This is a genomic window from Vibrio genomosp. F6 (assembly GCF_005146325.1).
Taxonomy (GTDB): domain Bacteria; phylum Pseudomonadota; class Gammaproteobacteria; order Enterobacterales; family Vibrionaceae; genus Vibrio; species Vibrio cortegadensis.
Window position 1 is genome coordinate 65,700 of sequence record NZ_SYUT01000010.1, and the last position, 23,954, is coordinate 89,653.

The window sequence follows — 23,954 nt, forward strand, 5'->3', positions numbered from 1 at the left end:
ATTTTAGATAGTCTGACTAGACGAACAATTTTACATAGTTGGTTGCTGAATATGACAGCGAGTACAACTCAAGGACAGATTATCTCAATGGAAAGCCTAACGTTACAACCCATACAAAAAGTGAATGGTGAAGTGAATTTACCAGGCTCGAAAAGTGTTTCGAATCGAGCTCTGCTATTGGCTGCTCTCGCGACAGGAACAACACGTTTAACGAACTTGCTCGATAGCGATGATATTAGACATATGCTTAATGCCCTTACATTGCTGGGTGTGAAGTATCAATTATCGAATGATAAGACCGTATGTGAAGTTGAAGGGTTAGGGAAAGCGTTTGATAGCTCTCAATCGGTAGAGCTATTTTTAGGCAATGCAGGTACCGCGATGCGACCTCTTGCGGCAGCGCTTTGTCTTGGCAGTGGTGAGTACATACTTACTGGTGAACCAAGGATGAAAGAGCGCCCAATTGGCCATCTAGTGAATGCTTTGCGCGAAGCCGGAGCTCAGATTGAATATTTAGAGAATGAAAATTACCCACCGTTGAAGATTACAGCGCAAGGACTCAAGTCGGGCACTGTTTCTATTGATGGATCTATTTCAAGCCAGTTTTTAACCGCTTTTCTAATGTCTGCGCCTCTAGCTGATGGAGAAGTGCGGATTAAGATTATTGGCGATTTAGTATCCAAACCGTATATCGATATCACTCTTCATATCATGGCGCAATTTGGTGTTAAGGTGGAAAATCTTAACTACCAAGAATTTGTGATTCCAGCGGGTCAATCTTATCATGCTCCAGGTGATTTTTTAGTTGAAGGTGATGCTTCTTCGGCCTCATATTTTCTTGCGGCAGCCGCGATTAAAGGTGGTGAGATAAAAGTCACAGGCATTGGAAAAAATAGCATTCAAGGCGACATTCAATTTGCGGATGCGCTTGAAAAAATGGGCGCGGAAATTGAGTGGGGCGACGATTATGTCATTGCTCGCCGCGGTGAACTGAAAGGCGTAGACCTTGACTACAATCATATTCCAGATGCGGCGATGACCATTGCAACAACTGCGCTATTTGCTAAGGGCACTACAGCCATTAGAAATGTCTATAATTGGCGAGTAAAAGAGACCGATCGTCTATCGGCAATGGCGACAGAATTACGCAAAGTAGGTGCAGAGGTGGAAGAGGGTGAGGATTACATCATTGTTAAGCCATGCTCGGAAATTCAACATGCTGCAATTGATACCTACGACGATCATCGTATGGCAATGTGTTTCTCTCTCGTTGCGTTGAGCAATACCCCGGTGACGATTAATGATCCGAAATGTACGTCAAAAACGTTTCCAGATTACTTCGAACAGCTGCAACGTTTGAGTCAATAAGTGTTCAACTAGGCCCTTGAGGTTAAGGGCCTTAATTCGCAATATGTTGATTTATTTTTCTAAAGTGAACTCTTTAGATAAGTTTATGGCAAGGTATTTAAACATATTAAAAACGGCAGTTGTGTTCTGGGTTGGAAGCCCATTGTCATCTAAAAAATATTCACCTTTAAATACTAAAACTTCTTCTTTTTCTTCTACTGAATCAGCGCGCATTCCTTCGATGTAATCATCGTGTTCTTGAATGATTTGATTGGCAATGAGTAGAAGGTCAAATGAAGAAATAGATTTTTTAGTGGTCATGATTTTTGTCCAATTAAATAGCCAGTACCGAGTAAACAGAGAGTTGTTGAGAAACGAACGCCTGTACTTACAGGGCAAATTGAATCGACAGTGTATGTACCTTGTGGTGAATTTCAATAGTTTTGCTAACTTAACTGATGCCGACAACAAAAAGATCGTGGTTATTCTGTGATTTATGGCAAAAAACGCTTAAGTCCGTTAGGTATTAGCAATATCACATGTTTACTATATGCCGCGTTTGCTTGGGGTCACTGATTTAAAGGATAATAGTTATTGTTCATCTTTTACTGTAAATGAATTAGTAAGTGTCATAGTCGATGATTTGTCGAGCAATCAGAGTCAAATTTAAAAAAACAGGTTGATCTTCTTGTAATCTCGCTCAATAGTAAAAAAAGAAGCAATAATTTCGAACATCATGCGAAATCGCGAAAGATGCTAATTAAGATGCAATAGTTGTTATCTGATTCAGCTCTCTTTTTCCAATCGCGTCGTGATTAAGGACGTTAGAGTCAATTATGGGTAAATCGCTCGTTATAGTGGAATCGCCAGCCAAGGCAAAAACCATTAATAAATATCTTGGTAAAGATTTCATCGTGAAGTCTAGTGTGGGTCACGTACGTGATCTTCCTACTGCCGGTCAAAGTACGGGTAAAAAAGCCGCTGCTATTTCTACCAAAGGAATGAGCGTCGAAGAAAAAGCTCGTATCAAGAAAGAGAAAGATCGCAAAGCACTTATCAAGAAAATGGGTATTAACCCTTATCAAGATTGGGAAGCCAATTATCAAATTTTGCCGGGCAAAGAAAAGGTCGTGGCGGAATTACAGAAACTAGCAGAAGACGCTGATTTCGTCTATCTCGCAACCGATTTGGACCGCGAAGGAGAAGCTATCGCATGGCACCTTCGTGAGATCATCGGCGGCGATGAAGAGCGATACAAACGCGTTGTGTTTAACGAAATTACCAAAAACGCAATCCAACAGGCATTTGAAACGCCTGGTGAACTCAATATGGATGGCGTTAATGCTCAACAAGCGCGTCGTTTCATGGACCGCGTTGTTGGTTTCATGGTTTCACCGCTGTTATGGAAAAAAGTGGCGCGTGGTTTGTCTGCGGGCCGTGTTCAGTCTGTGGCAGTTAAACTTCTGGTGGAGCGTGAACGTGAAATCAATGCGTTTATTCCAGAAGAGTTTTGGGATATCCACGCAGATACACACACTAAGGATTCTACTGATTTCCGCTTGATGGTCGCTCAAAAAGCAGGTGTTGCATTTAAACCTGTCAATGAAGCTGAAGCGAATAGTGCGTTGTCTGTGCTGCAAAAATCGCAGTATGAAGTGTGTAAACGTGAAGATCGTCCAACGAAGAGTAAACCTTCAGCTCCTTATATTACATCGACGCTGCAACAAGCGGCGAGTACACGCTTAGGCTATGGCGTGAAGAAGACGATGATGTTAGCTCAACGCTTATATGAAGCGGGTTATATTACCTATATGCGTACTGACTCAACGAACTTGAGTTCAGAGGCTGTAGAAGCGGCCCGTGAATTCATCGGCAGTGAGTATGGACCTAATTACCTTCCTGAGAAGCCCTTAGTTTATGGCAGCAAAGAAGGAGCTCAAGAGGCGCATGAAGCGATTCGACCTTCAAGTGTTGAAGTGAAAACAGATGACCTAAACGGTGTTGATGCTGATGCACATAAACTATATTCACTGATTTGGAATCAATTCGTTGCGTGTCAGATGACACCAGCGCAATACGATTCAACAACCGTGAGTGTGAAAGCCGACGAGTACACATTAAAAGCGAAAGGCCGTATTCTAAAATTTGATGGTTGGACACGTGTTCAGCGTCCAATGGGTAAAAATGAAGATACCATCCTTCCTGCGGTTCAAATTGGCGATAAGCTGAGCCTTGTTAAACTGGATCCTAAGCAGCACTTTACTAAGCCACCAGCTCGATTTACTGAAGCTGCATTAGTTAAAGAGCTCGAAAAACGTGGTATTGGCCGTCCATCTACTTACGCTTCTATTATCTCGACGATTCAAGATCGTGGGTACGTAAAAGTTGAACAGCGCCGTTTCTATGCTGAAAAAATGGGTGAAATTGTTACTGATCGATTAGACGGCAGTTTCAATGACCTGATGAACTATGATTTTACCGCGCGCATGGAACAGAAATTGGACCAAGTCGCTGAAGGTGAAACGAGCTGGAAAGGTGTGCTAGATAACTTCTTTACTGATTTTACCGGTGATTTAGAAACCGCTGATCTCGATGAAGATGCGGGTGGTATGAAGCCTAACCACATTGTAGAGACCGATATTAAGTGTCCTACATGTGAACGTCCGATGGGTATTCGCACCGCTTCTACTGGTGTGTTCCTTGGCTGTTCTGGCTATGCACTGCCACCGAAAGAGCGCTGTAAAACGACCATTAACTTAGGCGATGAAGATGGCGTAGTAAACGTGCTGGAAGAAGACGTAGAAACCGCAGCATTGCGAGCTAAAAAACGTTGTCCAATTTGTGAAACGGCAATGGACGCGTACTTAATTGATGAAACGCGTAAAATGCATGTTTGTGGTAATAACCCGAACTGTGAAGGCTACATTGTTGAGCATGGCGAATTCAAAGTGAAAGGCTATGACGGACCGCTTGTTGAATGTGACAAGTGTGGTTCTGATATGGTTCTTAAAAATGGTCGTTTCGGCAAATATATGGATTGTACGAGTGAAGAGTGTAAAAACACGCGTAAAATCTTGAAAAATGGTGAAGTCGCGCCACCGAAAGAAGATCCAGTTCATTTACCTGAACTTCCTTGCAGCAATTCGGATGCTTACTTTGTATTACGCGATGGTGCTTCAGGTCTGTTTATGGCTGCGAGTAATTTTCCTAAATCGCGTGAAACAAGAGCACCTTTAGTCGAAGAGCTGGTTCGCTTTAAAGATCGAATTTCACCAAAATTCCAATACTTGGCGTCTGCTCCTGTTGCTGATCCAGATGGATTACCAACGGTGGTCCGTTTTAGTCGTAAATCGAAAGAGAACTACGTTCGTTCGGAAATTGATGGAAAGCCATCAGGATGGACAGCACTTTATATCGATGGAAAATGGGAAATTACGGATAAACGTAAGAAGCCCAAAAAAGAGACTAAATAAATTTAAAAGCAGCTTTCGAGCTGCTTTTTTTATGCAAGTCAGATATTATTTCGACTTCTGTTTTTGTTAAATTTGTTAACAAGTCGGTGCTGAATATTTTTTCTCTTTGATATTTGAATCCTTTTTTGGGATTGATCTAATTAGTCTAGTGCTCTGTAAAAATAAGCAAAATCGCCGAAATAATATCCAGTAATGAAATAATAAAATATTCCGAAGTCAATAAAATAGGCAGTTTGAGCTCAGGGCCTAAATATGCAATCCATTCGTGAAGTGATTGTAAATTCATATAACTGTCACCTGAGGTTATTAAACTGCACAAAATGAATCGATTGAGTGTATTGTTTATGTTGAGTGTATGTTGATTTATTGTTTTGTGCCGGCGGTGTAATGTGACCAAACCTACGACTTGCACAAGCAAAGTGTATAGGGTCGAAGAATAGGATTTTTTAAATTGGTATTCTCGTCTAAAAAAGATAAGTTATAAGAAACAAAGTGCAATAAAATATAGCACTCAACCTGCGCGAGGCTTAATAAATAAGTACACCATACTGGGATCTTAATTGGTGTATAGGTGCGCAAAAAGTATACAGAATCGATGTTTGCTTCCCCCGAAGTATTTCTTCACAAGTAAATGTCGAACATTCTTATAAGCTATATATGGAGAATAAAATGGCTGGTGTATTGGGTATGATTCTTGCTGGCGGTGAAGGTTCTCGTTTAAGACCTTTAACCGAATCTCGTAGTAAGCCTGCAGTTCCGTTCGGTGGAAGTTATCGCTTAATAGATTTCGCATTGAACAATTTTGTTAATGCCGATCTGATGAAAATTTACGTGTTAACTCAATTTAAATCTCAATCGTTATTTCACCACATGAAAAAGGGCTGGAATATTAGTGGGATCACGGATCGATTTATCGATCCGATTCCTGCTCAAATGAGAACAGGTAAGCGTTGGTATGAAGGCACAGCAGATGCTATCTACCAAAATTTACGTTTTATGGAATTAGAAGAACCAGATCATGTTTGTATTTTTGGTTCTGATCATATTTATAAAATGGATATTAAGCAGATGCTTGATTTCCACCAGAAGAAAGAAGCGTCTCTAACGGTTTCAGCTCTTCGTATGCCTGTTGCCGAAGCAAGTGAATTTGGTGTTATTGAAGTGGATGAAGAGGGACGCATGATAGGTTTCGAAGAGAAGCCAAGCAACCCTAAATCGATTCCGGGTGACCCTGAATTCGCACTTGTATCAATGGGTAACTATGTATTTGAAGCTCAGAATCTGTTTGCTGAATTGAACGCCGATGCTGAGAAAGAAGATTCTAGCCATGATTTTGGTAAAGACATCATTCCTAATATGTACCCACGTGGTGATGTATTTGTTTATGACTTTAGTACAAATAAGATCACTGGCGAAAAAGAGGAAGTGTATTGGCGCGATGTAGGTACGATTGATGCGTACTGGCAGGCTCATATGGATCTTCTTGCTGAAGATGCTCCTTTCTCACTTTATAACCGCAAGTGGCCCCTACATACTTACTACCCACCACTACCGCCAGCAACTTTCACTGATTCAGTGAATGGTCGAGTACAGATTATTGATAGCTTGGTATGTAACGGTAGTTTTGTTCGTGGTTCGCGTATTGAGAAATCAGTACTTGGATTTAGAAGTAATATCGCTTCGACGTGTGACATTAGCGAAAGTATTCTACTTGGTGATGTGAAGATCGGTGAAGGGTGTGTATTACGTCGAGTTATTGTCGATAAAGATGTCGATATTGCACCTGACACACAGATTGGCGTAAACCTCCAAGAAGATAAAAAGCATTATCATGTATCGGATGAAGGCATTGTTGTTATCCCTAAAGGAGCGCGCATTGGCTACTAAAACTCTTTCTATTCTGTTTGTTGCATCAGAGGTCGAAGGGTTAATTAAAAGCGGTGGCTTGGCAGATGTTGCCAAGGCACTGCCTTTAGCGTTAAAAAACCTAGAGCAAGATGTACGAATCACACTTCCAGCGTACAGAAAAATTCCAGGTGTTACAGAAGCAAAAGTTCTATTAGATACACAACTTGAGCATTGGCCTCATACGCCATATATGGTGCGAGAGTTAACGTTAGAAGGTACATCGGTGTACGCCATTGACTGTCCTCAGTTTTTTGACCGTGCTGAAATGTACGCAGAAAATAACCAAGCGTATGCTGACAATGGTGAACGTTTTGCTTTCTTTAGTGCTGCTTGTCTCGATATGCTGCCGAAGTTATCGTTTCAACCAAATATCGTTCATGCTAATGATTGGCATACTGGGTTTGTCCCATACTTTTTGAAACACCGTTATGCGAAAGAGGAATTTTACGCTCAAATGAAGAGTGTCATTTCGGTGCATAACGCGGTATTCAAAGGTGTGTTCAGTTACGATGAGCTGCAAAGTAGCGTACACGAATTTCATGCTCGGTATGCCCCAGATGCTGCCGTAAGTGAAACTCATATCACCATGCTTAAAGCCGGTGTCCTGAATGCAGATAAGATCAATGCAGTAAGCCCTAGCTACGCGAAAGAGTTACTCACTGAGTTAGGTAGCCACGGTATGGCTGCTGAATTTCAACAGCGTAGTGATGATCTGTATGGGATACTAAATGGTTGTGACTACGGGGCATGGAACCCGGAAAAGGACACTTTAATCCCAAAACAGTATAAAGCCTCTCATCAGAGTATGGTGCGCGGCAAGAAAGTGTGTAAGCAACAACTCCAATCTGAAGTGGGGTTACCAGAGAAATCGGTCGCAGTTTACGGAATGGTTTGCCGGTTAACTCATCAGAAAGGCGTGCACTACTTATTACCAATTCTGTCTGAATTTTTGAAAAATGATCTACAGGTTGTGGTGGTTGGAACAGGGGATCCTGTCCTAGCAGAACAACTGAAAGAGATCATGTCACTGCATTCCGATAAGTTTGCTTTTGTAGAAGCTTACGACAACACATTGGCTCATTTAGTTGAGGCGGGCTCTGACTTCTTCTTAATGCCATCTGAATTTGAGCCTTGTGGCCTCAATCAGATATACAGTATGGCTTATGGAACGCTGCCGATTGTTCGTTCAGTTGGTGGGTTGAAAGATAGCGTTGTTGATTACGATAGTTCTCCATTTGACGCAACAGGATTTAGTTTCAGTGAGCCAAGCTCGAATGCATTGCTGCTTGTGATGCTACGATCTCTGCTGGTTTATACACAACAGCCAGCGGAAATTAAACGTGTTCAGTTACAAGCCATGAAACAAGAGTTCTCTTGGAGTGAAGCGGCGAAAACCTATCTCTCTATGTATCTAGACGCTCTATAAATAAAGGTGAAGGCGTGATGGCGTCTTCACTTTATTTCTATAATGTGGTGTTTATCGATAGTAATATCATTAAATTAGCTTATCAGACCGCTAATCTCACACTTTTTTACCCTAATAGCTAATATCTGACATTAGCTAAACTCCAATCCGCTTGATCTGTGTTAATCTTCCATTCCACTTTTAAATCCCATTGATATATAGCGAACCTCCTAATTTATGACTGAGTCTCTTTTATTCCATAAAACTTATACTCATCCCACAAGTGAAGAATGGGTGGTGTTTGTGCATGGTGCGGGCGGAAGTTCATCCATTTGGTTTAAACAAATCAAAGCGTATAAAGCTCATTTTAATCTTTTACTGATTGATTTGAGAGGACACGGAAAATCGAATCAACTTCTGAAAGAGCTGATCAGTAATCGGTATACTTTTAAAACGGTGACTATGGACATCCTTAAAGTACTCGATCACCTTAAGATCCGTTCAGCGCATTTTGTTGGTATGTCGCTAGGGACAATTATTGTTCGAAATATCGCGGAACTTGCAACCCATCGTGTTCGTTCTATGGTGTTGGGTGGTGCCGTTACTCGCCTTAATACTCGATCGCAAGTACTGGTGAAGCTTGGCAATATGAGCAAGCACATTATCCCTTACATGTGGTTGTATAGCCTTTTCGCTTACATTGTTATGCCGCAGCGAAATCAGAAAGAGTCGCGCAACCTCTTTATCCGAGAAGCTAAGAAATTATGCCAGAAAGAATTTAAACGCTGGTTTATGTTGACCTCTGAAGTTAACCCTTTGATGCGCTATTTTAAAGACAGTGAATTACCCATTCCTACACTTTATTTAATGGGTGAGAAAGACTACATGTTTATCCAACCGGTAAAAGAGATGATTGCAGTGCATGAGTCGAGCGAGTTGTGTGAGATTCCCGATTGTGGGCATGTATGTAATGTCGAGCGACCTGATGAGTTTAATAAGCACTCTATAGAGTTTATTCAAAAACAAATTAATGAGTAGATTCTCGGGGAAGAGTACTACTCGTTAACGGTGCGAGTTATATTTATAGAGCTATCATTGCTTAGTAGTTAAATATCGCGGCTATGACTACAACTCCAGCAAACTCCAAATTGCGGTTCATTATCATTATTACAGTGCTGACAGTGCCATGAATGGTGTTGGTGACTACTGCATTGTTGCTGGTAGTCATCAATAATGGCTTTCGCTTTTAATGCTTGTTCTGGGTTATGTAACCAAATATAAGCATCGGTATCATCACTTAGTGGTAATTCGCCACGAAGGCCAAACAATCCCTCACCTCTAACTTCACAGTCGATGCGTTCGCTCTTCAACCATTCACACACGATATGCGCTTCAGTAGGTGTACTCGCAATAAATGCTTTCATGATTCATTCTCTGCATGAGTTGTCGGTTTAAATTTTGCCATTAACCATTTTGCGATAATAGGAAATAGACCGAGTAGTGCAAATGACGCCAATACGGAGGGTGAAACAATGCCCGAAAGCGAGTCTATTTCCGCAAGCTGTGTGCCTGCATTTAGGTAGACCATGGTACCAGCGAGCATGCCTAATTGACTAGTTAGGTAGAATTTTAAGGTGGTGATTGGAGTTAGGCCCATCAATAGATTAATTAAGAAAAATGGGAAAACAGGGATCAAGCGTAATGAGAAGAGATAAAACGCCCCATCTTTTTCAACGCCATTATTAATCGCCTCTAGTTTGTCTCCAAACTTACTTTGCACCCAATCTCTTAACAGGAAGCGACTGCTCAAAAATGCTAACGTTGCTCCAATTGTGCTAGCAAAAGAGACCAAAAATAGGCTAAACCAGAATCCAAAAAGAGCAGCGCCTAAAAGTGTGACGACAGCAGCTCCCGGAATTGAAAACGCGGTGATCAATACGTAAGCAAGGAAGTAAATCAGGCCAGCAACGACGAAGTTGTTTTGGATATATTCGTTGAGTACGGCTTGTTGGGCTTTTGCGTTTTCAAGGGTTAGGTATTGACCAAAGTTAACGCCTAAAAAAAGAACAACAGCGACTAAAAGGATACCAATGATTAGTTTTTTACTCATGGAAGAAGCTCCTTGCGAACGTTTATGAGAACAATATGACAAATGTTTTATCGACTTACAAAGATAAGACAGGGAAGCGAGGAGAAATATTTCATATAAATCAAAGAATATAAAAAAACCGCAGCAGAAACGCAGCGGTTTTTTTGATGTGTCGACTAATTTAGGTCGCTGATTAATTCATTTCGCCTTTCTTGCGGAACGACTGACCAATGAGTGCCATTTATTGCACCCTCAAGAGCCCATAGCAGCTCAACGCTGACAGATGATGAGTGAGTTTGTCTAATTGCCTGGAAAGCGGTTAGAGAGCCTTTACTGTGCAATTCTTCAACTGTTGCGATACCCGCTTTTTTAAGCATACGCTCGGTAGCAAGTCTGAGGTTAGGTAAATCTTTCAATCGGGTTGGCTTAGCCGATGATTGCTGGCTTTTTTCTTGCTGTGCGAATTCTAATGAAGCAACTGCAGTTTTTAAGATTTGCTCAGGTGTATCCCAGCAATTTTCAGGCAAAGCAAAATACTTAGTAACAACAGGGAAACCACGTTTTTTGTAAATATATGGCTGATAACCTTGTTCTTGGAATTGCTTGGTTGAATCTTTATCAGCACGAATATGTAGTTGATCATTAACTACTAGTGCGAACATTGTGTCATTGGCAAAAATGCCAAATCCACCAAACATTGAGCGGGACTTGATAGCGCCAAGTTGCTCAAATAACTTCATAGAGTCTTTTAATACTGGTTTATCCATGCTGTATAGTCTCGGTGTAAAGGATTACGCCACCAAATTTCAGGTCCGAGATAATAGCTAAGTGGTGCAAATGTACTGTCAACGAAACGTTAAACTTTGTTTGCATACTTGCCATCGGTAACCCCGCTACCTACCAAATGGTTTAGGCCGGAGGCTTTGCGTCCTATTTTTTCAAATAGTTTGCCCTGTGCGTGACACTTATAGCATATAGGAAAATATTGAATAGGTATCACATTTTAGGTTTTAAAATGTGATATCGGTCCAATAATTCATGAGCTTGATGTGGGTTGAGTTGCATTTAGGTGTAGTGAATGCGCACTGATTAATACGCATTCATTTGAGTATTTTTAGTTAAATAAGTTTTTTTACCGTATCTCGAACTACGATTTCAGGGTGCATTTCAAAGATGCGTTTATCGTGCTCTTTGTCTTTGATTCGTTCCAATAAAATCTCAAATGCAGTTTTACCAACACGTCTTTTTGGTTGGTGGACTGTAGTTAGTGGTGGAGAGAAATATTCTGCTAATTCAATGTTGTCGTAACCAATAACAGAGATGTCGTCAGGGATTCTAATCCCTTTCTGCTGCAAGCGGCTCATCAACCCTAAAGCCATTGTGTCATTGAAACAGAAGACAGCCGTTGGGCGATTTCCCATATTCACAATTTTATCAGCAGCAAGTACTGCAGTATCACATTCAAAATTGCCTTCGATGATCCAATCTTCATTCACATCAATATCGGCACCCTTGAGAGCTCGTCGATAGCCTAAAATTCGCTCTTTGCATGCGACTTTATCGAAATGACCACTTAAGCATGCAATATCGGTATGACCGTTATCAAGCAAGTACTTAGTCGCAAGGTAAGCGCCTTCTTCAGAATTATCGATGATTTTATCGGCTTGCGAACTTTCAGGACCCCAGTCCATGATCACTTTAGGGATATCAGAGTGACGATCTAACATCTCTTTTAGCTCTTCAGTTAAATCTGAACACATGACTAACATGCCATCAACACGCTTTTCGGCAAGCATGCGGATATAATCACGCTGCTTTTCGTAAATTCCACCAGTATTACAAAGAATCAGCGTGTAGCCCTGTCGATAACAGTAACTCTCAACGCCATCAATTACTTCTGAAAAGAATAAATTGGTAGATTGAGTCACGAGCATACCAATGGTGCGTGTGGTATTACATTTTAAACTTCTCGCAACGGCACTTGGAGCATAGTTTAATTCGTCTACCGCTTTCATTACCTTTTCTTGAGTCGTTTCAGCAACAAATCGAGTTTTGTTGATGACGTGAGAAACGGTAGTTGTGGATACGCCTGCTAAGCGTGCGACATCTTTTATTGTAGCCATGGTGTTATCCTGTCGAGGTGCTACTTAATACAGTGGTTAACTCATATAATAGTCAACCAAGTAGCGTAAATACTATCTCTTAATAGCAATTGCCGATTCACGTTACTTCACATCGTGAATCATCGAGAGATAGCAAGGTATTAAGAAACACAAAAACCGCCTTATATCAGCGGTTTGCATTTGTAATCATATTTTATCGTTTGCGGTCACAATTTTAGACCGCAAACGCTTCACTGGCAATGGATATTGGACCAGTTTAGTGGGTGTTGTCACATTTAATTATAAGAGGGTCAATACAAAACTACCAAGTGAAGTGAACCTAGTCTCACTTGATAGTTTAAAATGTGATAAATAACCACGAATTACCGATGGGAATTATAAATTTGAGAGGTTATTCGCCTGTTAGGTATTGGCAATCTAATTGGCAGAAGGCGACTAATACTTGAGCTACGCTTGCATAAAAACCAAACTCATCATATTGATCGCATTTCGCACTAAACTGTGGGATCCAAGAAAGGATATGAGTTTGAATGAAAGATTCTTGCTCAATTAATGCATCATCAAGGTGTTTCTCTTGCTCAAGCTCATTTGAACGAATAATTAAATTACCTAAAAAGTCGAGTTCAATGGCAATGTGGTCTGCTGGTTCATTCAATGATTCACTCACTGCAATGCCGTGCTTTGACATTAATGCTGCCATCTCTTGAGCCGGAACATCATTCAATAAACCTTGCTTTCCAATGTACATAGAAGCGTATGGAAGAGCGACGTTCTTATCTGATTTTAAAAATAGATCACAATAGTCAGCGGAAAGCTCTAATTGAGCGTCTTCACGGTTTTGTAAGCGATTAAGGGCGTCAACTAACTTGTCTATTGAAGGTTTAAGTGTTTCGTTTTCACCTAATCCAGTCAGAAAAGTGCGAATCTCTTGAGAGTGATAGCTGTCTAACTCTTGTTGAGTTAACTCTTTTGCGAAAAGGCTAGATAGCCACCAGTAAATCTCTGCACGCTTTTCATTGAATGCTTTTGTTTCGATCATCGTTATTGCTCCGAGTATTATTCTCACTATAGTCTAACCAATAAAAATGAATAACAGTAACTACATTAAATAAGAAAAGTGACTGAATATGACTAAATATTAACGCGTGAGCTATGCTTGTCTTGAATCAAGAAAAAATGATCTTTCCTGATTTTAAACCATCTATTGCTAGAAATATTACTATTTATGAATAGAATAGTAAGCATAGACGAAATAACTAAAAGAAAAGGGTGTAGATGAGCTATCACGTATTGGTCGTTGAAGACGATGTAGTAACCCGTAGTAAACTTGTTGGTTACTTCCAGAATGAAGGGTATGCCGTAAGCGAAGCAGAAAATGGCGCTCAAATGAGAGAAGTACTACAGAGCAATCTTGTAGATTTGATTATGTTAGATATCAATCTACCTGGAGAAGATGGCTTAATGCTAACTCGTGAATTACGCAGCCAATCGGATATAGGCATTATTTTAGTTACTGGACGCACGGATAGCATCGATAAAATTGTAGGCCTTGAAATGGGGGCTGATGATTACGTGACTAAACCCTTTGAACTTAGAGAGCTTTTGGTTCGAGTTAAAAATTTATTATGGCGAATTTCGGCAGCGCGTAACGCTTCAAGTGTTGCGGTTGCTGAGTGCGAAAATGAAAACTTAGTTCGTTTTGGTGAATGGACGTTTGACATACAACGCCGTGCATTAAGCAAAAATGGCGAGCCTGTAAAACTGACGAAAGCAGAATACGAACTGTTAGTTGCGCTGTCCTCATACCCTAATCAAGTATTGAGCCGTGAGCGTATCCTGAATATGATCAGCCACCGCGTTGATGCTCCAAACGATCGAACTATTGATGTTCTTATTCGTCGTATGCGCGCCAAAATGGAATTTGATCCAAAGAACCCACAAATTTTTGTAACAGTTCACGGTGAAGGTTATATGTTCGCTGGCGACTGATATTACTCACAGTAACAGATTGATATAAAAGAGCCGAAGGTATTCCCTTCGGCTTTTTTGTTAAGATATATTTTGGAATAGGACGCTGGCATAGCGCTTTGAAGATTGATGTAAGGTTTATCGTCTCTAGAGTGATTGAACGGGTTTCGGTTCCATCTCTTTATAGTCACCGTCGATCAAATCTCGAGCTTTTTGCCAAAGTTGTCCCATCGTTTCATGCCAATAGCGCTCTGTTTGTTCCAAGTATTTTGCTTTAGGGGCGTATTTTTCCCAAGGTTGGTTAATGTTGTCATAAGCAAGGTAATTAGTTGGGGCTGGAAAAGGCGTGATACCTGCTTGATTAAATTCATACAAGGCGCGCTTCATATGGCTTGCAGACGTCACTAAAACCATTTTCTTCATCCGAACAAAAGCCGCCGCTTGTCTTGCTTCTTCCCACGTATCTTTTGCTGTTTCTAATAGAATGATATCGGGTTTAGCGACACCTAATGCCAGCGCGACTTTTGCCATCATCCGGGCATTACTAAATTCAGACCCACCGGCATAACCAGAAAGAATCAATTTCGAGCCAGGGTATAGGCGCATAATTCGAATGCCTTCATTAAGACGCATTAACGCGGTGCGGCTTAATTCTGATGTCGGAGGTATGTCGCTATCCACGACATGGCCATTCCCTAGTACCATGACATAATCAATGGACTCATCAACAGGAAGAAACCCGCTGAATTCTCTCTCCATAGGCATTAATAGACGTGTAGAAACTGGTTGGAAGGATATAAGGAAAATACCACATAGCGAAAATAGGATAATCAGAGATCCTGTCTTCCTACGGGCGGTAAACATAATTAACAATAACCCCAAAAAACCTAGGATTAGCATTGCCGGTAGCGGCATTAACAACGATGAAACTACTTTTTTCAGTTCAAACATACATAAATAGCCCGAAAAAACATCACTTGATAATAAAAAAGGCATAAGCTTCTTTATTCCTGCATTCCATGTGACAGAATAGCAGCACGATTTACTATGATAACCTAACCTGCCGTGACTGAAGATCGCAATTTCGACGATATTGCCCACAAATTTGCAAAAAACATTTATGGTTCTGACAAAGGCGATATTCGTCAGAGCATTTTGTGGGAAGACTTAGAGCTCGCATTATCAACCTTTGATGAGCAACAGAGACCACTTAGCATTCTTGATGCTGGTGGCGGTCTTGCTCAAATGTCGCAAAAGATTGCTGAACTCGGACATCAAGTCACATTATGTGATCTATCTTCTGAAATGCTGCAACTTGCTAAGGTTGATATTGCAAAAAACGGTTTGCTTGAGCAGTATCGGCTGATTCATTCTCCGATACAGGCAATCGGCAGTCATCTTGATGACAAAGTCGATGTTGCTATGTTCCATGCTGTAATGGAGTGGTTGGCCGATCCGAAAACAGCGTTAGATATCGTTCTCGATCAGGTTAAGCCTGGTGGAGTGGCCTCTATCATGTTTTATAATCACCACGGTCTGGTTTTTAAGAATGTGATTTGTGGCAATATCCCTCACGTGCTTGACGGTATGCCACATAGGAAAAGATTTAAATTACAGCCACAAAAAGGGTTGAAGCCAGAAGAGGTGTATCAATGGATAGAAGATGCTGGCTTTGATATTTGTGGTAAGTCAGGTATTCGCTCATTTAGTGACTATATCGGAAATATGGAATATATGGGCGATTACCAATTTGAAGATGTGTTAGCACTAGAAAAACAGTTGTGCAGACAAGAGCCATACCTTTCATTAGGCCGTTACATTCATGTGTGGGCTAGAAAAAATGTATGAGCTAGCAAGCAAAAACAGGACTAACAATGAGTGAGATGACTCAAACTGCAGAAGATCAATCAATTGATGAATTGGTTGGCTGGGTAAAGCAGCATGACTTCTCATTGAATCTTTCCCCTGAGCGATTGGCATTTCTGATTGCTATCGCGGTACTAAGTAATGAAAGATTTGATGAAGAGTTAGGTGAGGGTGAATTGCACGATGCATTTACCATTGTCACTCGAATGTTTGAAGAAACAGGTGATGCATCCGCTTTTCGCGCAAACAATGCAATCAATGAAATGGTTAAACAGAAATTAATTAGCCGTTTCACAAGTGAAATAAATGATGGTGCGAGTATTTATCGTTTATCGCCACTTGCTATCGGGATTTCTGATTATTACCTACGTCATCGTCAGTTTTCAAAGCTAAAACTATCGATCCAGCTGTCAATGGTAGCAGGGGAGATGGCAAGAGCGATTGAAGCGGCACAAAAAGGTGGTACTCCGGGTCATTGGAAAAAAAATGTTTATGGGGTCTTGAAGTATTCTGTTGGTGAAATATTTGATCAAATAGATTTAAACCAACGAGTGATAGATGAGCAGCAACAGTCGGTCAAACAAAAGATTGCCGATTTGTTGAATAACGATTGGCGAGAAGCGATCAATAACTGTGAATCATTACTGTCCGAGACATCCGATACATTAAAAGAGCTGCAAGACACATTGCAAGCCGCTGGTGATGAACTACAGACTCAAATTCTAGACATTCAAGAAATCGTTTATGGCGATGATGAATTAGAGTTTGTCGGCGAAATTTTGTTTGGCTTACAGATGAAGCTAGACAGAATAACCAGTTGGGGACAGCAAGCTATCGATCTCTGGATTGGCTACGACAGGCATGTTCATAAATTCATCCGTACCGCTATCGATATGGATAAAAACCGCGCGTTTAGTCAGCGTTTACGTCAATCTGTTACAGATTACTTTGATGCCCCTTGGTTTCTTACACATACGGATGCGGAGCGTTTAAGCGATCTTCGAGATGAAGCGCTGGTCTTGCGTGACGATGAAGTGATGGGACAAGTGCCACTTGAAGTGGAATACGAAGAATTTAAACAAGTAAATGATGAACTCTCTGAGCGAATTGGTTCAATGTTGCAAATTCATAAGCAGCAAGGGACACCAATTGATTTGGGAATTGTACTACGCGATTACCTGACTGCTCATCCAAGAACTCATCATTTCGATTTAGCTCGAATTGTGGTCGACCAAGCCGTTCGCTTGGGTTATTCCGAATCTGATTATCAGGCAATTCAACCTGATTGGCAGGCGATCAACGATTTTGGCGCAAAGGTACAAGCAAATGTCATCAACAAATACTGACGATTACATGCCAGAGAATCTGGTTAAAGCCATCTCCAATCCACTATTTCCGGCTTTAGATAGCGTATTACGCTCAGGTCGACATATCTCTAGTGAAGATCTCGATAATCACGCGCTATTGTGTGATTTTGAGATGGAATTGGCGCACTTCTATCAGCGTTACAACACGGAATTAGTGAAAGCACCTGAAGGCTTTTTCTATTTACGTCCTCGCTCTACCTCTCTTATTGGTCGTAGCGTACTTTCAGAGCTCGACATGCTGGTGGGGAAAGTACTTTGCTTCTTATACCTCAGCCCAGAACGTTTAGCGCATGAAGGGATCTTCACTAACCAAGAGTTATACGAAGAGCTCCTCTCTCTGGCTGATGAAAAAAAATTAATGAAGCTGGCAACAAACCGCGCTTCTGGCTCTGATTTAGACAAAGAAAAACTGTTCGATAAAGTTCGTACGTCGCTACGCCGTTTACGTCGAATCGGCATGATCATCGCGATAGGTGAGACGGGTAAATTCCGTATTAGTGAAGCCGTATTCCGCTTCGGCGCCGATGTGCGTATTGGTGATGATGTTCGAGAAGCTCAATTGCGTCTGATCCGAGATGGCGAAGCGGTTGTTCATACTCAAGAGCCAAGCCAAGGCAGTCTGCTGAATATTGAAGAGAACAGCGAACAAGATAATGAACAAGAGCAAATAGAATTAGAGGGTGAAGCATGATTGAAAGAGGCAAGTATCAATCGCTGACCATGATCAACTGGAACGGTTTCTTTGCTCGTACTTTTGATATTGATGGATTGGTAACCACGCTTTCAGGTGGTAATGGTGCAGGTAAATCGACGACTATGGCGGCGTTTATCACAGCATTAATTCCAGACCAAAGCTTACTGCACTTCCGAAATACAACTGAAGCGGGTAGCTCGCAGTCATCTCGTGATAAAGGCTTGTACGGAAAATTACAACCAGGTGCATGTTATGCCGCGCTTGATGTGGTGAACTCCCGTAATCAACGCCTATTGTTTGCAGTAAAACTTCAGCAAGTAGCTGGACGCGATAAAAAAGTTGATATCAAACCATTCATGATCCAAGGCTTACCAAGCCATGTGAAACCTACGGATGTACTGATTGAAAGCGTATCAGACAACCATGCACGAGTGTGTCAGCTGAATGACGTAAAAGCTGCCGTTGCTCAACATGAAGGTGCACACTTTAAAGCATTTTCGTCGGTGGTCGAGTATCACTCGCAAATGTTTGAATTCGGTGTTGTACCTAAGAAATTGCGAAATAGTGGTGATCGTTCGAAATTTTACCGCCTGATCGAAGCCTCGCTTTATGGTGGTATTTCGAGTGCGATTACTCGTTCCTTACGTGATTACCTTCTGCCGCAAAATGGTGGTGTGAAAAAAGCGTTCCAAGATATGGAATCGGCGCTGCGTGAAAACCGCATGACGCTTGAAGCGATTAAAACTACTCAAACAGATCGTGATCTATTCAAACACTTAATCACTGAGTCTACAAACTATGTGGCTGCGGATTACATGCGTCATGCAAATGACCGCCGCAATAAGCTTGATAAAACGATGACTTTGCGTGGTGAGCTATTTGGTTCACGCACGACTCTGGTTGAACAGAATCAACTACTGACGAGAATTAAGGAAGAGTTAGAGATCTTAGTTGATCAAGAGTCTGCTCTTGAACAAGATCACCAAGCCGCTTCTGATCATCTGCAATTGGTTCAAAACGCACTTCGCCAACAAGAAAAAATTGCTCGTTACCAAGATGATTTGGAAGAGCTAAGTGAGCGTCTTGAAGAGCAGATGATGGTGGTGGAAGAGGCGCAAGAGCGTGTTGTAACGGCTGAAGAGCAATCGACGATTTCTGAAGAAGAAGTGGATAGCCTGAAAAGTCAGTTAGCAGACTACCAACAAGCATTAGATGTTCAACAAACCCGCGCGTTGCAATACCAGCAAGCGGTACAAGCACTGAATAAAGCGCAGCAACTGTTAAGTGATGACTCTATTACCGCAGAGAGTGCGCAGGCATTGCTTGCGGAATGTAAGACGAAAGAAGCGGCGAATACCACGGCTTTGCTCGCGTTAAAACATAAACTGGATATGTCATCGGCTGCGGCTCAACAGTTCGATCAAGCATTTAGCTTAGTGAAACAGATTGTTGGTAACATTGAGCGTTGCGATGCTTCTACTCAAGCTAAAGAGACTATTTCAAAAGGCCGTGATGCAAACCATATTGTTCAAAACGAACAACAGTGGCGTGCTCAACATCGTGATTTAGAGCGTAGTATTAGCCAACAGCGTCAAGCTCAACAGCTCGTCAGTGATTACCAAAAGCAACATAATGTGGTGTTATCTGACGAATTGGCATTAGAAGAAGAACGTGAACGTCATATTGCACAAGTTGAGTCTTTAGAGTTTTCTCATGAAGAGCTGCGAGATGCACGTAATGAGCAGCGTCGCGTAGAGCAAGATCAGCAAGCTGAAATTAAAAAACTAGAGGCAATTGCGCCTTCATGGATTGCGGCTAATGATGTGCTGGAATCGTTGAAAGAGCAAAGCGGAGCGGATTTATACGACAGCCAAGCGGTTATGTCGCAAATGCAACTCGTGCTGGAAGATGAAAAAGCGCAATCGTTAGCGAAAGATAAACTCGCTGAGCGCAGAAATCAGCTTGAGCAAGAGATCGAACGTCTTGCGTCTCCAGGTGGTTCAAATGATCCTCGCTTAAAAGGGTTAGCTGACACATTAGGTGGTGTGCTTCTTTCTGAAATTTACGATGACATTACCATTGGTGACGCTCCATATTTCAGTGCGATGTATGGCCCTGCTCGTCACGCTATTGTGGTGTCAGACCTTGACGGCATCAAAGAGAAATTGGTTGAGTTAGACGATTGCCCTGAAGATTTATACATTCTTGAAGGTGACGTTGATGCGTTTGATGACAGCTCATTCAATGCTGATGAATTAGAGGGTGCTGTTTGCGTTCAACTTAATGATCGACAAATGCGCTACTCTCGTTTGCCAGAGATCCCACTGTTTGGTCGTGCCGCACGTGAACAGCGTTTAGAGCTATTACGTGAACAGCGTGAAGAAGTGGTTGAGCAACATGCGAAAGCGGCATTTGATTCACAAAAACTTCAGCGTCTATATCAAGCGTTCAATGGTTTTGTCGCGCAACATATTCAAATTGCATTTGAAGCCGATCCTGAGCAAGCATTACAAGTTTTACGTGATAAGCGTAATCAAGTGATGAGAGTGCTTGCTGAACTGGATGCAAAAGAGCAGCAACAACTTAGTCAATTGACGTTAAGTAAAGCCGCAATTAAATCGCTAGATAAGTTGGCTCCTACAATTCGCTTTGTTGAAGATGATTCATTAGTTGAGCGTTTTGAAGAGATTGAAATCAAACTTAACCAATTAAGTGAAGCCAAAGCATTCATCGCGAGCCACGGAAAATCCATTGCGCAGCTAGAGAAGATCGCCAATGCACTAGAGGCGGATCCTGAGCAGTTTGATGCGCTTGAAGCTGATTACGCTCAAGCAGATAAAGAGCTACAGCAGCTAAAAACTCAAATGTTTGCACTGGCCGATCTTGTTGAACGTCGACACTACTTTAGCTATGCCGATTCGGTTGACTTGCTCAATAAGAGCAGTGAATTGAGTGAGCAGTTAAAAGCGAAGTTAGTGGAAGCAGAACGCGCTAGGATCCGTGGACGTGAGGCTCTGAAACAAGCTCAAGAGCAGATGAACCAATACAATCAGGTTCTTGCATCGTTGAAGAGTTCGCATCAAGCTAAACTTGAAACCGTTCAAGAGTTTAAACAAGAGCTTCAAGAGTTTGGCGTTAATGCTGACGAAGGTGCAGAAGAGCGAGCTCAGCGTCGTCGTGATGAGCTACATGAACGTTTGCATACGTCTCGTAGTCGTAAGAGCGAATACGAACGTACCATTACGTCAACTGAACTGGAAATGAAAGGCTTAGCAAAACGCCTGAAGAAGGTTCAGAAAGAGTACATCGAGTTGCGAACGTTTGTTGTCGCGGCAAAAGCGGGTTGGTGTTCAGTGCTACGCCTTGCTCGTGAAAATGATGTAGAGCGTCGTTTACATCGTCGTGAGTTAGCTTACTTGTCTGCGGGCGAGCTTCGTTCAATGTCTGATAAATCATTAGGTGCTTTACGTTTAGCCGTTGCCGATAGTGACGATCTTCGTGATGCGCTTCGTTTGTCTGAAGATAATTCGAAGCCGGAACGTAAAGTGCTATTTTACATTGCCGTCTATCAGCATCTTCGTGAACGTATTCGTCAAGATATTATCCGCACCGACGACCCAGTAGAAGCCATTGAAGAGATGGAAGTTGAACTAGGGCGTCTAACGGAAGAGCTGACTCAACGTGAAAACCGCCTTGCTATTAGCTCTGAGTCGGTTGCGAGTATCATCCAGAAAACGATTCAACGTGAGCAGAACCGAATTCGTATGCTGAACCAAGGTTTGTCTAACATCTACTTCGGTCAAGTGAAGGGTGTTCGATTAAACGTTAAGATCCGTGAAAGTCATGAAGTTCTTCTTTCTGGATTAGCGTCTCAGCAAGATCAACACAAAGATCTATTTGAGAGCACGCGCTTTACCTTCTCGGAAGCGATGGCGAAACTGTTCCAGCGTGTGAACCCGCACATTGATATGGGGCAGCGTTCACCGCAGATCCTTGGTGAAGAGTTACTTGATTATCGTAACTACCTTGAGTTAAGCGTTGAAGTTAACCGTGGTTCTGATGGCTGGTTACAAGCTGAATCTGGCGCGTTATCGACGGGTGAGGCTATTGGTACTGGTCAATCAATTCTGTTGATGGTTGTGCAGAGCTGGGAAGAAGAGTCACGCCGCTTACGTAGTAAAGATATTGTTCCTTGTCGTCTATTGTTCTTGGATGAAGCAGCACGTCTTGATAGTAAGTCAATTAATACACTGTTTGAACTGTGTGATCGTTTGGATATGCAGTTATTGATTGCAGCACCTGAGAACATCAGCCCAGAGCAGGGCACAACGTACAAGTTGGTTCGTAAGGTATTCAAAGATCATGAGCATGTACATGTTGTAGGGTTACGAGGCTTTGCAAGCTTAGAAAAAGAGGCTTCAAGCGGAGATGTTCAAGATGAATTACCGGAATTAGTCGGCGAAATCTAATTTATCTTGAAAGAACCTAGTTCTCTATAAACCGCTCTAAAATATAGCCCTTACGTTATCGTGGGGGCTTTTTTATTGATGGTAGCTAGCTTGGTCAAACTAGGTCTGAAAGTAGAGCAGGATCAAAAAAGCTCAGCATAGAATGGCTGAGCTTTTTAGCTTTTTGTCGACTATTAAGTGTTTGTCGAATATCAGCTTTTTATCGAGTTTTAACTATTTGGCGATAACCAACACCGCTCATAAAAAGTAGGCAAGCACGGTAGGAGACTCATTTCTTTATTAAATCCCAGTACCGAATTGCTTAGCAGCATAGGCGACACGCTCTGCTGGCTTAGGGTATTCAGCGGGTGTTCCTAAATTTTCAATGTGGTGCAATCTTGGTAGTAGGCCGGATCCATTAGCGATTTGGATAGCTAACCCCGGGCGCGCATTTAGCTCCAATACCATCGGCCCTTCTTCTTGGTCTAGAACCATGTCAGTGCCCATATAACCAAGCCCTGTCATCTCCCAAGCACTGGATGCCAGAGTGAGAAGTTTTTCCCAATGAGGCACAACTAGTTCGCTTAGGCGTTTACCTGTGTCAGGGTGTAACTCGATAGGTTGATCGAACTGCACCGCACGCACTGCTTTTCCAGTTGCGATATCAAGCCCGACACCAACTGCGCCTTGGTGTAGATTCGCCTTTCCGTCAGAAGCCGATGTTGATAGACGCATCATTGCCATCACAGGATAACCTTTAAAGACAATAATCCGTACATCCGGCACACCCTCGTAGCTGAAGCCATCGAAGCAACTATCAAACTTGATCAGGTTCTCCACTACTGCCACATCGTTCTTCCCACCAAGAGAAAAAAGACCAGCAAGAGCGTTACTGATATGGCGTTCGACATCTTCTTTATTAATGGTCGCGCCAGAAGGCTTAGTGTAAACCCCATCTTTGTGAGAAGTGATCACTAGGATACCTTTACCACCACTGCCTTGTGCGGGTTTGATAACAAATCCGGGCCAATCGAGAACCATTTTATGGATCTTTTTGACTTCCGCTTGATGGCCAATCACACCAATCAGTTTTGGAACCGTTGCACCTGCTTGTTCCGCAATGATTTTCGTTTTTAGTTTGTCATCAACCAATGGGTATTTTGAACGATCATTATAGCGACCAATATAGCTATGGTTGCGTTTGTTCATTCCCATTATGCCTTTATCTTTGAGCTTAAAGGGTGAGGTGAATTGTTCCCACATAAC

Annotated in this window: 18 protein-coding genes and 1 riboswitch; of the genes, 10 read left to right on the plus strand and 8 right to left on the minus strand. The window is 42.0% G+C overall.

The window, feature by feature from the left end:
- The first annotated feature begins 87 nt into the window (after positions 1–87).
- A complete protein-coding gene (gene aroA, locus FCV43_RS00875) occupies positions 88–1,368 on the plus strand; it encodes a 3-phosphoshikimate 1-carboxyvinyltransferase (RefSeq protein WP_136993877.1) in 1,281 nt (426 codons plus the stop codon).
- Between the two features lie 51 nt (positions 1,369–1,419).
- On the opposite strand, the gene FCV43_RS00880 is transcribed toward aroA, so the two are convergent.
- On the minus strand, positions 1,420–1,668 hold the full coding sequence (locus FCV43_RS00880) for a YciN family protein (RefSeq protein ID WP_017051945.1): 249 nt from the start codon (positions 1,666–1,668) through the stop codon (positions 1,420–1,422).
- A 515-nt stretch (positions 1,669–2,183) separates the two neighbouring features.
- Here FCV43_RS00880 and topA point away from each other — a divergent pair.
- From topA to FCV43_RS00900, 4 genes are all read left to right on the plus strand, one after another.
- Positions 2,184–4,820, plus strand: a complete 2,637-nt coding sequence (topA, locus tag FCV43_RS00885) for a type I DNA topoisomerase (protein ID WP_136993745.1) — start codon at positions 2,184–2,186, stop codon at positions 4,818–4,820.
- Positions 4,821–5,477: 657 nt separating this feature from the next.
- Positions 5,478–6,707: a glucose-1-phosphate adenylyltransferase gene (glgC, locus tag FCV43_RS00890; protein WP_136993746.1), complete on the plus strand. Its 1,230-nt coding sequence runs from the start codon at positions 5,478–5,480 to the stop codon at positions 6,705–6,707.
- A complete protein-coding gene (gene glgA / locus FCV43_RS00895; RefSeq protein WP_017051949.1) occupies positions 6,697–8,154 on the plus strand; it encodes a glycogen synthase GlgA in 1,458 nt (485 codons plus the stop codon). Before glgC ends, glgA begins: the two co-directional genes overlap by 11 nt.
- Positions 8,155–8,370: 216 nt before the next feature.
- Entirely contained in the window at positions 8,371–9,171 is an 801-nt protein-coding gene (locus tag FCV43_RS00900) for an alpha/beta fold hydrolase (protein WP_136993747.1), read from the plus strand.
- Between the two features lie 68 nt (positions 9,172–9,239).
- Here the strand turns inward: FCV43_RS00900 and FCV43_RS00905 are convergent, their stop codons facing one another.
- From FCV43_RS00905 to torD, 5 genes are all read right to left on the minus strand, one after another.
- A complete protein-coding gene (locus FCV43_RS00905) occupies positions 9,240–9,557 on the minus strand; it encodes a DUF2007 domain-containing protein (RefSeq protein WP_136993748.1) in 318 nt (105 codons plus the stop codon).
- The gene (locus tag FCV43_RS00910) at positions 9,554–10,243 is read right to left on the minus strand and encodes a TVP38/TMEM64 family protein (protein WP_017051952.1); all 690 of its coding nucleotides are present in this window, start codon (positions 10,241–10,243) and stop codon (positions 9,554–9,556) included. Before FCV43_RS00910 ends, FCV43_RS00905 begins: the two co-directional genes overlap by 4 nt.
- 155 nt (positions 10,244–10,398) lie before the next feature.
- Positions 10,399–10,989: a TfoX/Sxy family DNA transformation protein gene (locus FCV43_RS00915; RefSeq protein ID WP_017051953.1), complete on the minus strand. Its 591-nt coding sequence runs from the start codon at positions 10,987–10,989 to the stop codon at positions 10,399–10,401.
- Between the two features lie 113 nt (positions 10,990–11,102).
- Positions 11,103–11,184, minus strand: a riboswitch (cyclic di-GMP riboswitch).
- A 156-nt stretch (positions 11,185–11,340) separates the two neighbouring features.
- Positions 11,341–12,345: an HTH-type transcriptional repressor PurR gene (gene purR, locus FCV43_RS00920; RefSeq protein ID WP_136993749.1), complete on the minus strand. Its 1,005-nt coding sequence runs from the start codon at positions 12,343–12,345 to the stop codon at positions 11,341–11,343.
- A 391-nt stretch (positions 12,346–12,736) separates the two neighbouring features.
- Positions 12,737–13,384, minus strand: a complete 648-nt coding sequence (gene torD, locus FCV43_RS00925; protein ID WP_136993750.1) for a molecular chaperone TorD — start codon at positions 13,382–13,384, stop codon at positions 12,737–12,739.
- 236 nt (positions 13,385–13,620) lie between these two features.
- On the opposite strand from torD, the gene torR reads away from it, so the two are divergent.
- Positions 13,621–14,334 carry a two-component system response regulator TorR gene (gene torR / locus FCV43_RS00930; RefSeq protein WP_017051956.1) on the plus strand — a complete coding sequence of 238 codons (714 nt, stop codon included), beginning with the start codon at positions 13,621–13,623 and terminating at the stop codon, positions 14,332–14,334.
- A gap of 126 nt (positions 14,335–14,460) precedes the next feature.
- Here the strand turns inward: torR and elyC are convergent, their stop codons facing one another.
- Complete coding sequence (gene elyC / locus FCV43_RS00935; RefSeq protein ID WP_170961576.1) at positions 14,461–15,309, minus strand: envelope biogenesis factor ElyC; 849 nt, start codon at positions 15,307–15,309, stop codon at positions 14,461–14,463.
- Between the two features lie 69 nt (positions 15,310–15,378).
- Here elyC and cmoM point away from each other — a divergent pair, with 69 nt between their 5' ends.
- The 4 genes from cmoM to mukB are packed head-to-tail and all read left to right on the plus strand — an operon-like array spanning position 15,379 to position 22,709.
- Positions 15,379–16,161, plus strand: coding sequence for a tRNA uridine 5-oxyacetic acid(34) methyltransferase CmoM (cmoM, locus tag FCV43_RS00940; protein ID WP_017051958.1), 783 nt, complete (start codon positions 15,379–15,381; stop codon positions 16,159–16,161).
- Positions 16,162–16,187: 26 nt separating this feature from the next.
- The gene (mukF, locus tag FCV43_RS00945; RefSeq protein ID WP_136993751.1) at positions 16,188–17,525 is read left to right on the plus strand and encodes a chromosome partition protein MukF; all 1,338 of its coding nucleotides are present in this window, start codon (positions 16,188–16,190) and stop codon (positions 17,523–17,525) included.
- Positions 17,506–18,237: a chromosome partition protein MukE gene (gene mukE, locus FCV43_RS00950; RefSeq protein ID WP_017051960.1), complete on the plus strand. Its 732-nt coding sequence runs from the start codon at positions 17,506–17,508 to the stop codon at positions 18,235–18,237. The genes mukF and mukE overlap by 20 nt, the downstream gene beginning before the upstream one ends.
- The gene (mukB, locus tag FCV43_RS00955) at positions 18,234–22,709 is read left to right on the plus strand and encodes a chromosome partition protein MukB (RefSeq protein WP_136993752.1); all 4,476 of its coding nucleotides are present in this window, start codon (positions 18,234–18,236) and stop codon (positions 22,707–22,709) included. The genes mukE and mukB overlap by 4 nt, the downstream gene beginning before the upstream one ends.
- 279 nt (positions 22,710–22,988) lie before the next feature.
- Here mukB and FCV43_RS00960 read toward each other — a convergent pair whose 3' ends face one another.
- Complete coding sequence (locus FCV43_RS00960) at positions 22,989–23,951, minus strand: alpha-L-glutamate ligase-like protein (RefSeq protein ID WP_017051962.1); 963 nt, start codon at positions 23,949–23,951, stop codon at positions 22,989–22,991.
- Between the last annotated feature and the right edge of the window lie 3 nt (positions 23,952–23,954).

Bases quoted from the DNA above. Each gene is read 5' to 3' on its own strand.
- aroA (WP_136993877.1), top strand. From the start codon at position 88: ATGGAAAGCCTAACGTTACAACCCATACAAAAAGTGAATGGTGAAGTG.
- FCV43_RS00880 (WP_017051945.1), bottom strand. From the start codon at position 1,668: ATGACCACTAAAAAATCTATTTCTTCATTTGACCTTCTACTCATTGCC.
- topA (WP_136993745.1), top strand. From the start codon at position 2,184: ATGGGTAAATCGCTCGTTATAGTGGAATCGCCAGCCAAGGCAAAAACC.
- glgC (WP_136993746.1), top strand. From the start codon at position 5,478: ATGGAGAATAAAATGGCTGGTGTATTGGGTATGATTCTTGCTGGCGGT.
- FCV43_RS00900 (WP_136993747.1), top strand. From the start codon at position 8,371: ATGACTGAGTCTCTTTTATTCCATAAAACTTATACTCATCCCACAAGT.
- FCV43_RS00905 (WP_136993748.1), bottom strand. From the start codon at position 9,557: ATGAAAGCATTTATTGCGAGTACACCTACTGAAGCGCATATCGTGTGT.
- FCV43_RS00910 (WP_017051952.1), bottom strand. From the start codon at position 10,243: ATGAGTAAAAAACTAATCATTGGTATCCTTTTAGTCGCTGTTGTTCTT.
- FCV43_RS00915 (WP_017051953.1), bottom strand. From the start codon at position 10,989: ATGGATAAACCAGTATTAAAAGACTCTATGAAGTTATTTGAGCAACTT.
- purR (WP_136993749.1), bottom strand. From the start codon at position 12,345: ATGGCTACAATAAAAGATGTCGCACGCTTAGCAGGCGTATCCACAACT.
- torD (WP_136993750.1), bottom strand. From the start codon at position 13,384: ATGATCGAAACAAAAGCATTCAATGAAAAGCGTGCAGAGATTTACTGG.
- torR (WP_017051956.1), top strand. From the start codon at position 13,621: ATGAGCTATCACGTATTGGTCGTTGAAGACGATGTAGTAACCCGTAGT.
- elyC (WP_170961576.1), bottom strand. From the start codon at position 15,309: ATGCCTTTTTTATTATCAAGTGATGTTTTTTCGGGCTATTTATGTATG.
- mukF (WP_136993751.1), top strand. From the start codon at position 16,188: ATGAGTGAGATGACTCAAACTGCAGAAGATCAATCAATTGATGAATTG.
- mukE (WP_017051960.1), top strand. From the start codon at position 17,506: ATGTCATCAACAAATACTGACGATTACATGCCAGAGAATCTGGTTAAA.
- mukB (WP_136993752.1), top strand. From the start codon at position 18,234: ATGATTGAAAGAGGCAAGTATCAATCGCTGACCATGATCAACTGGAAC.
- FCV43_RS00960 (WP_017051962.1), bottom strand. From the start codon at position 23,951: ATGTGGGAACAATTCACCTCACCCTTTAAGCTCAAAGATAAAGGCATA.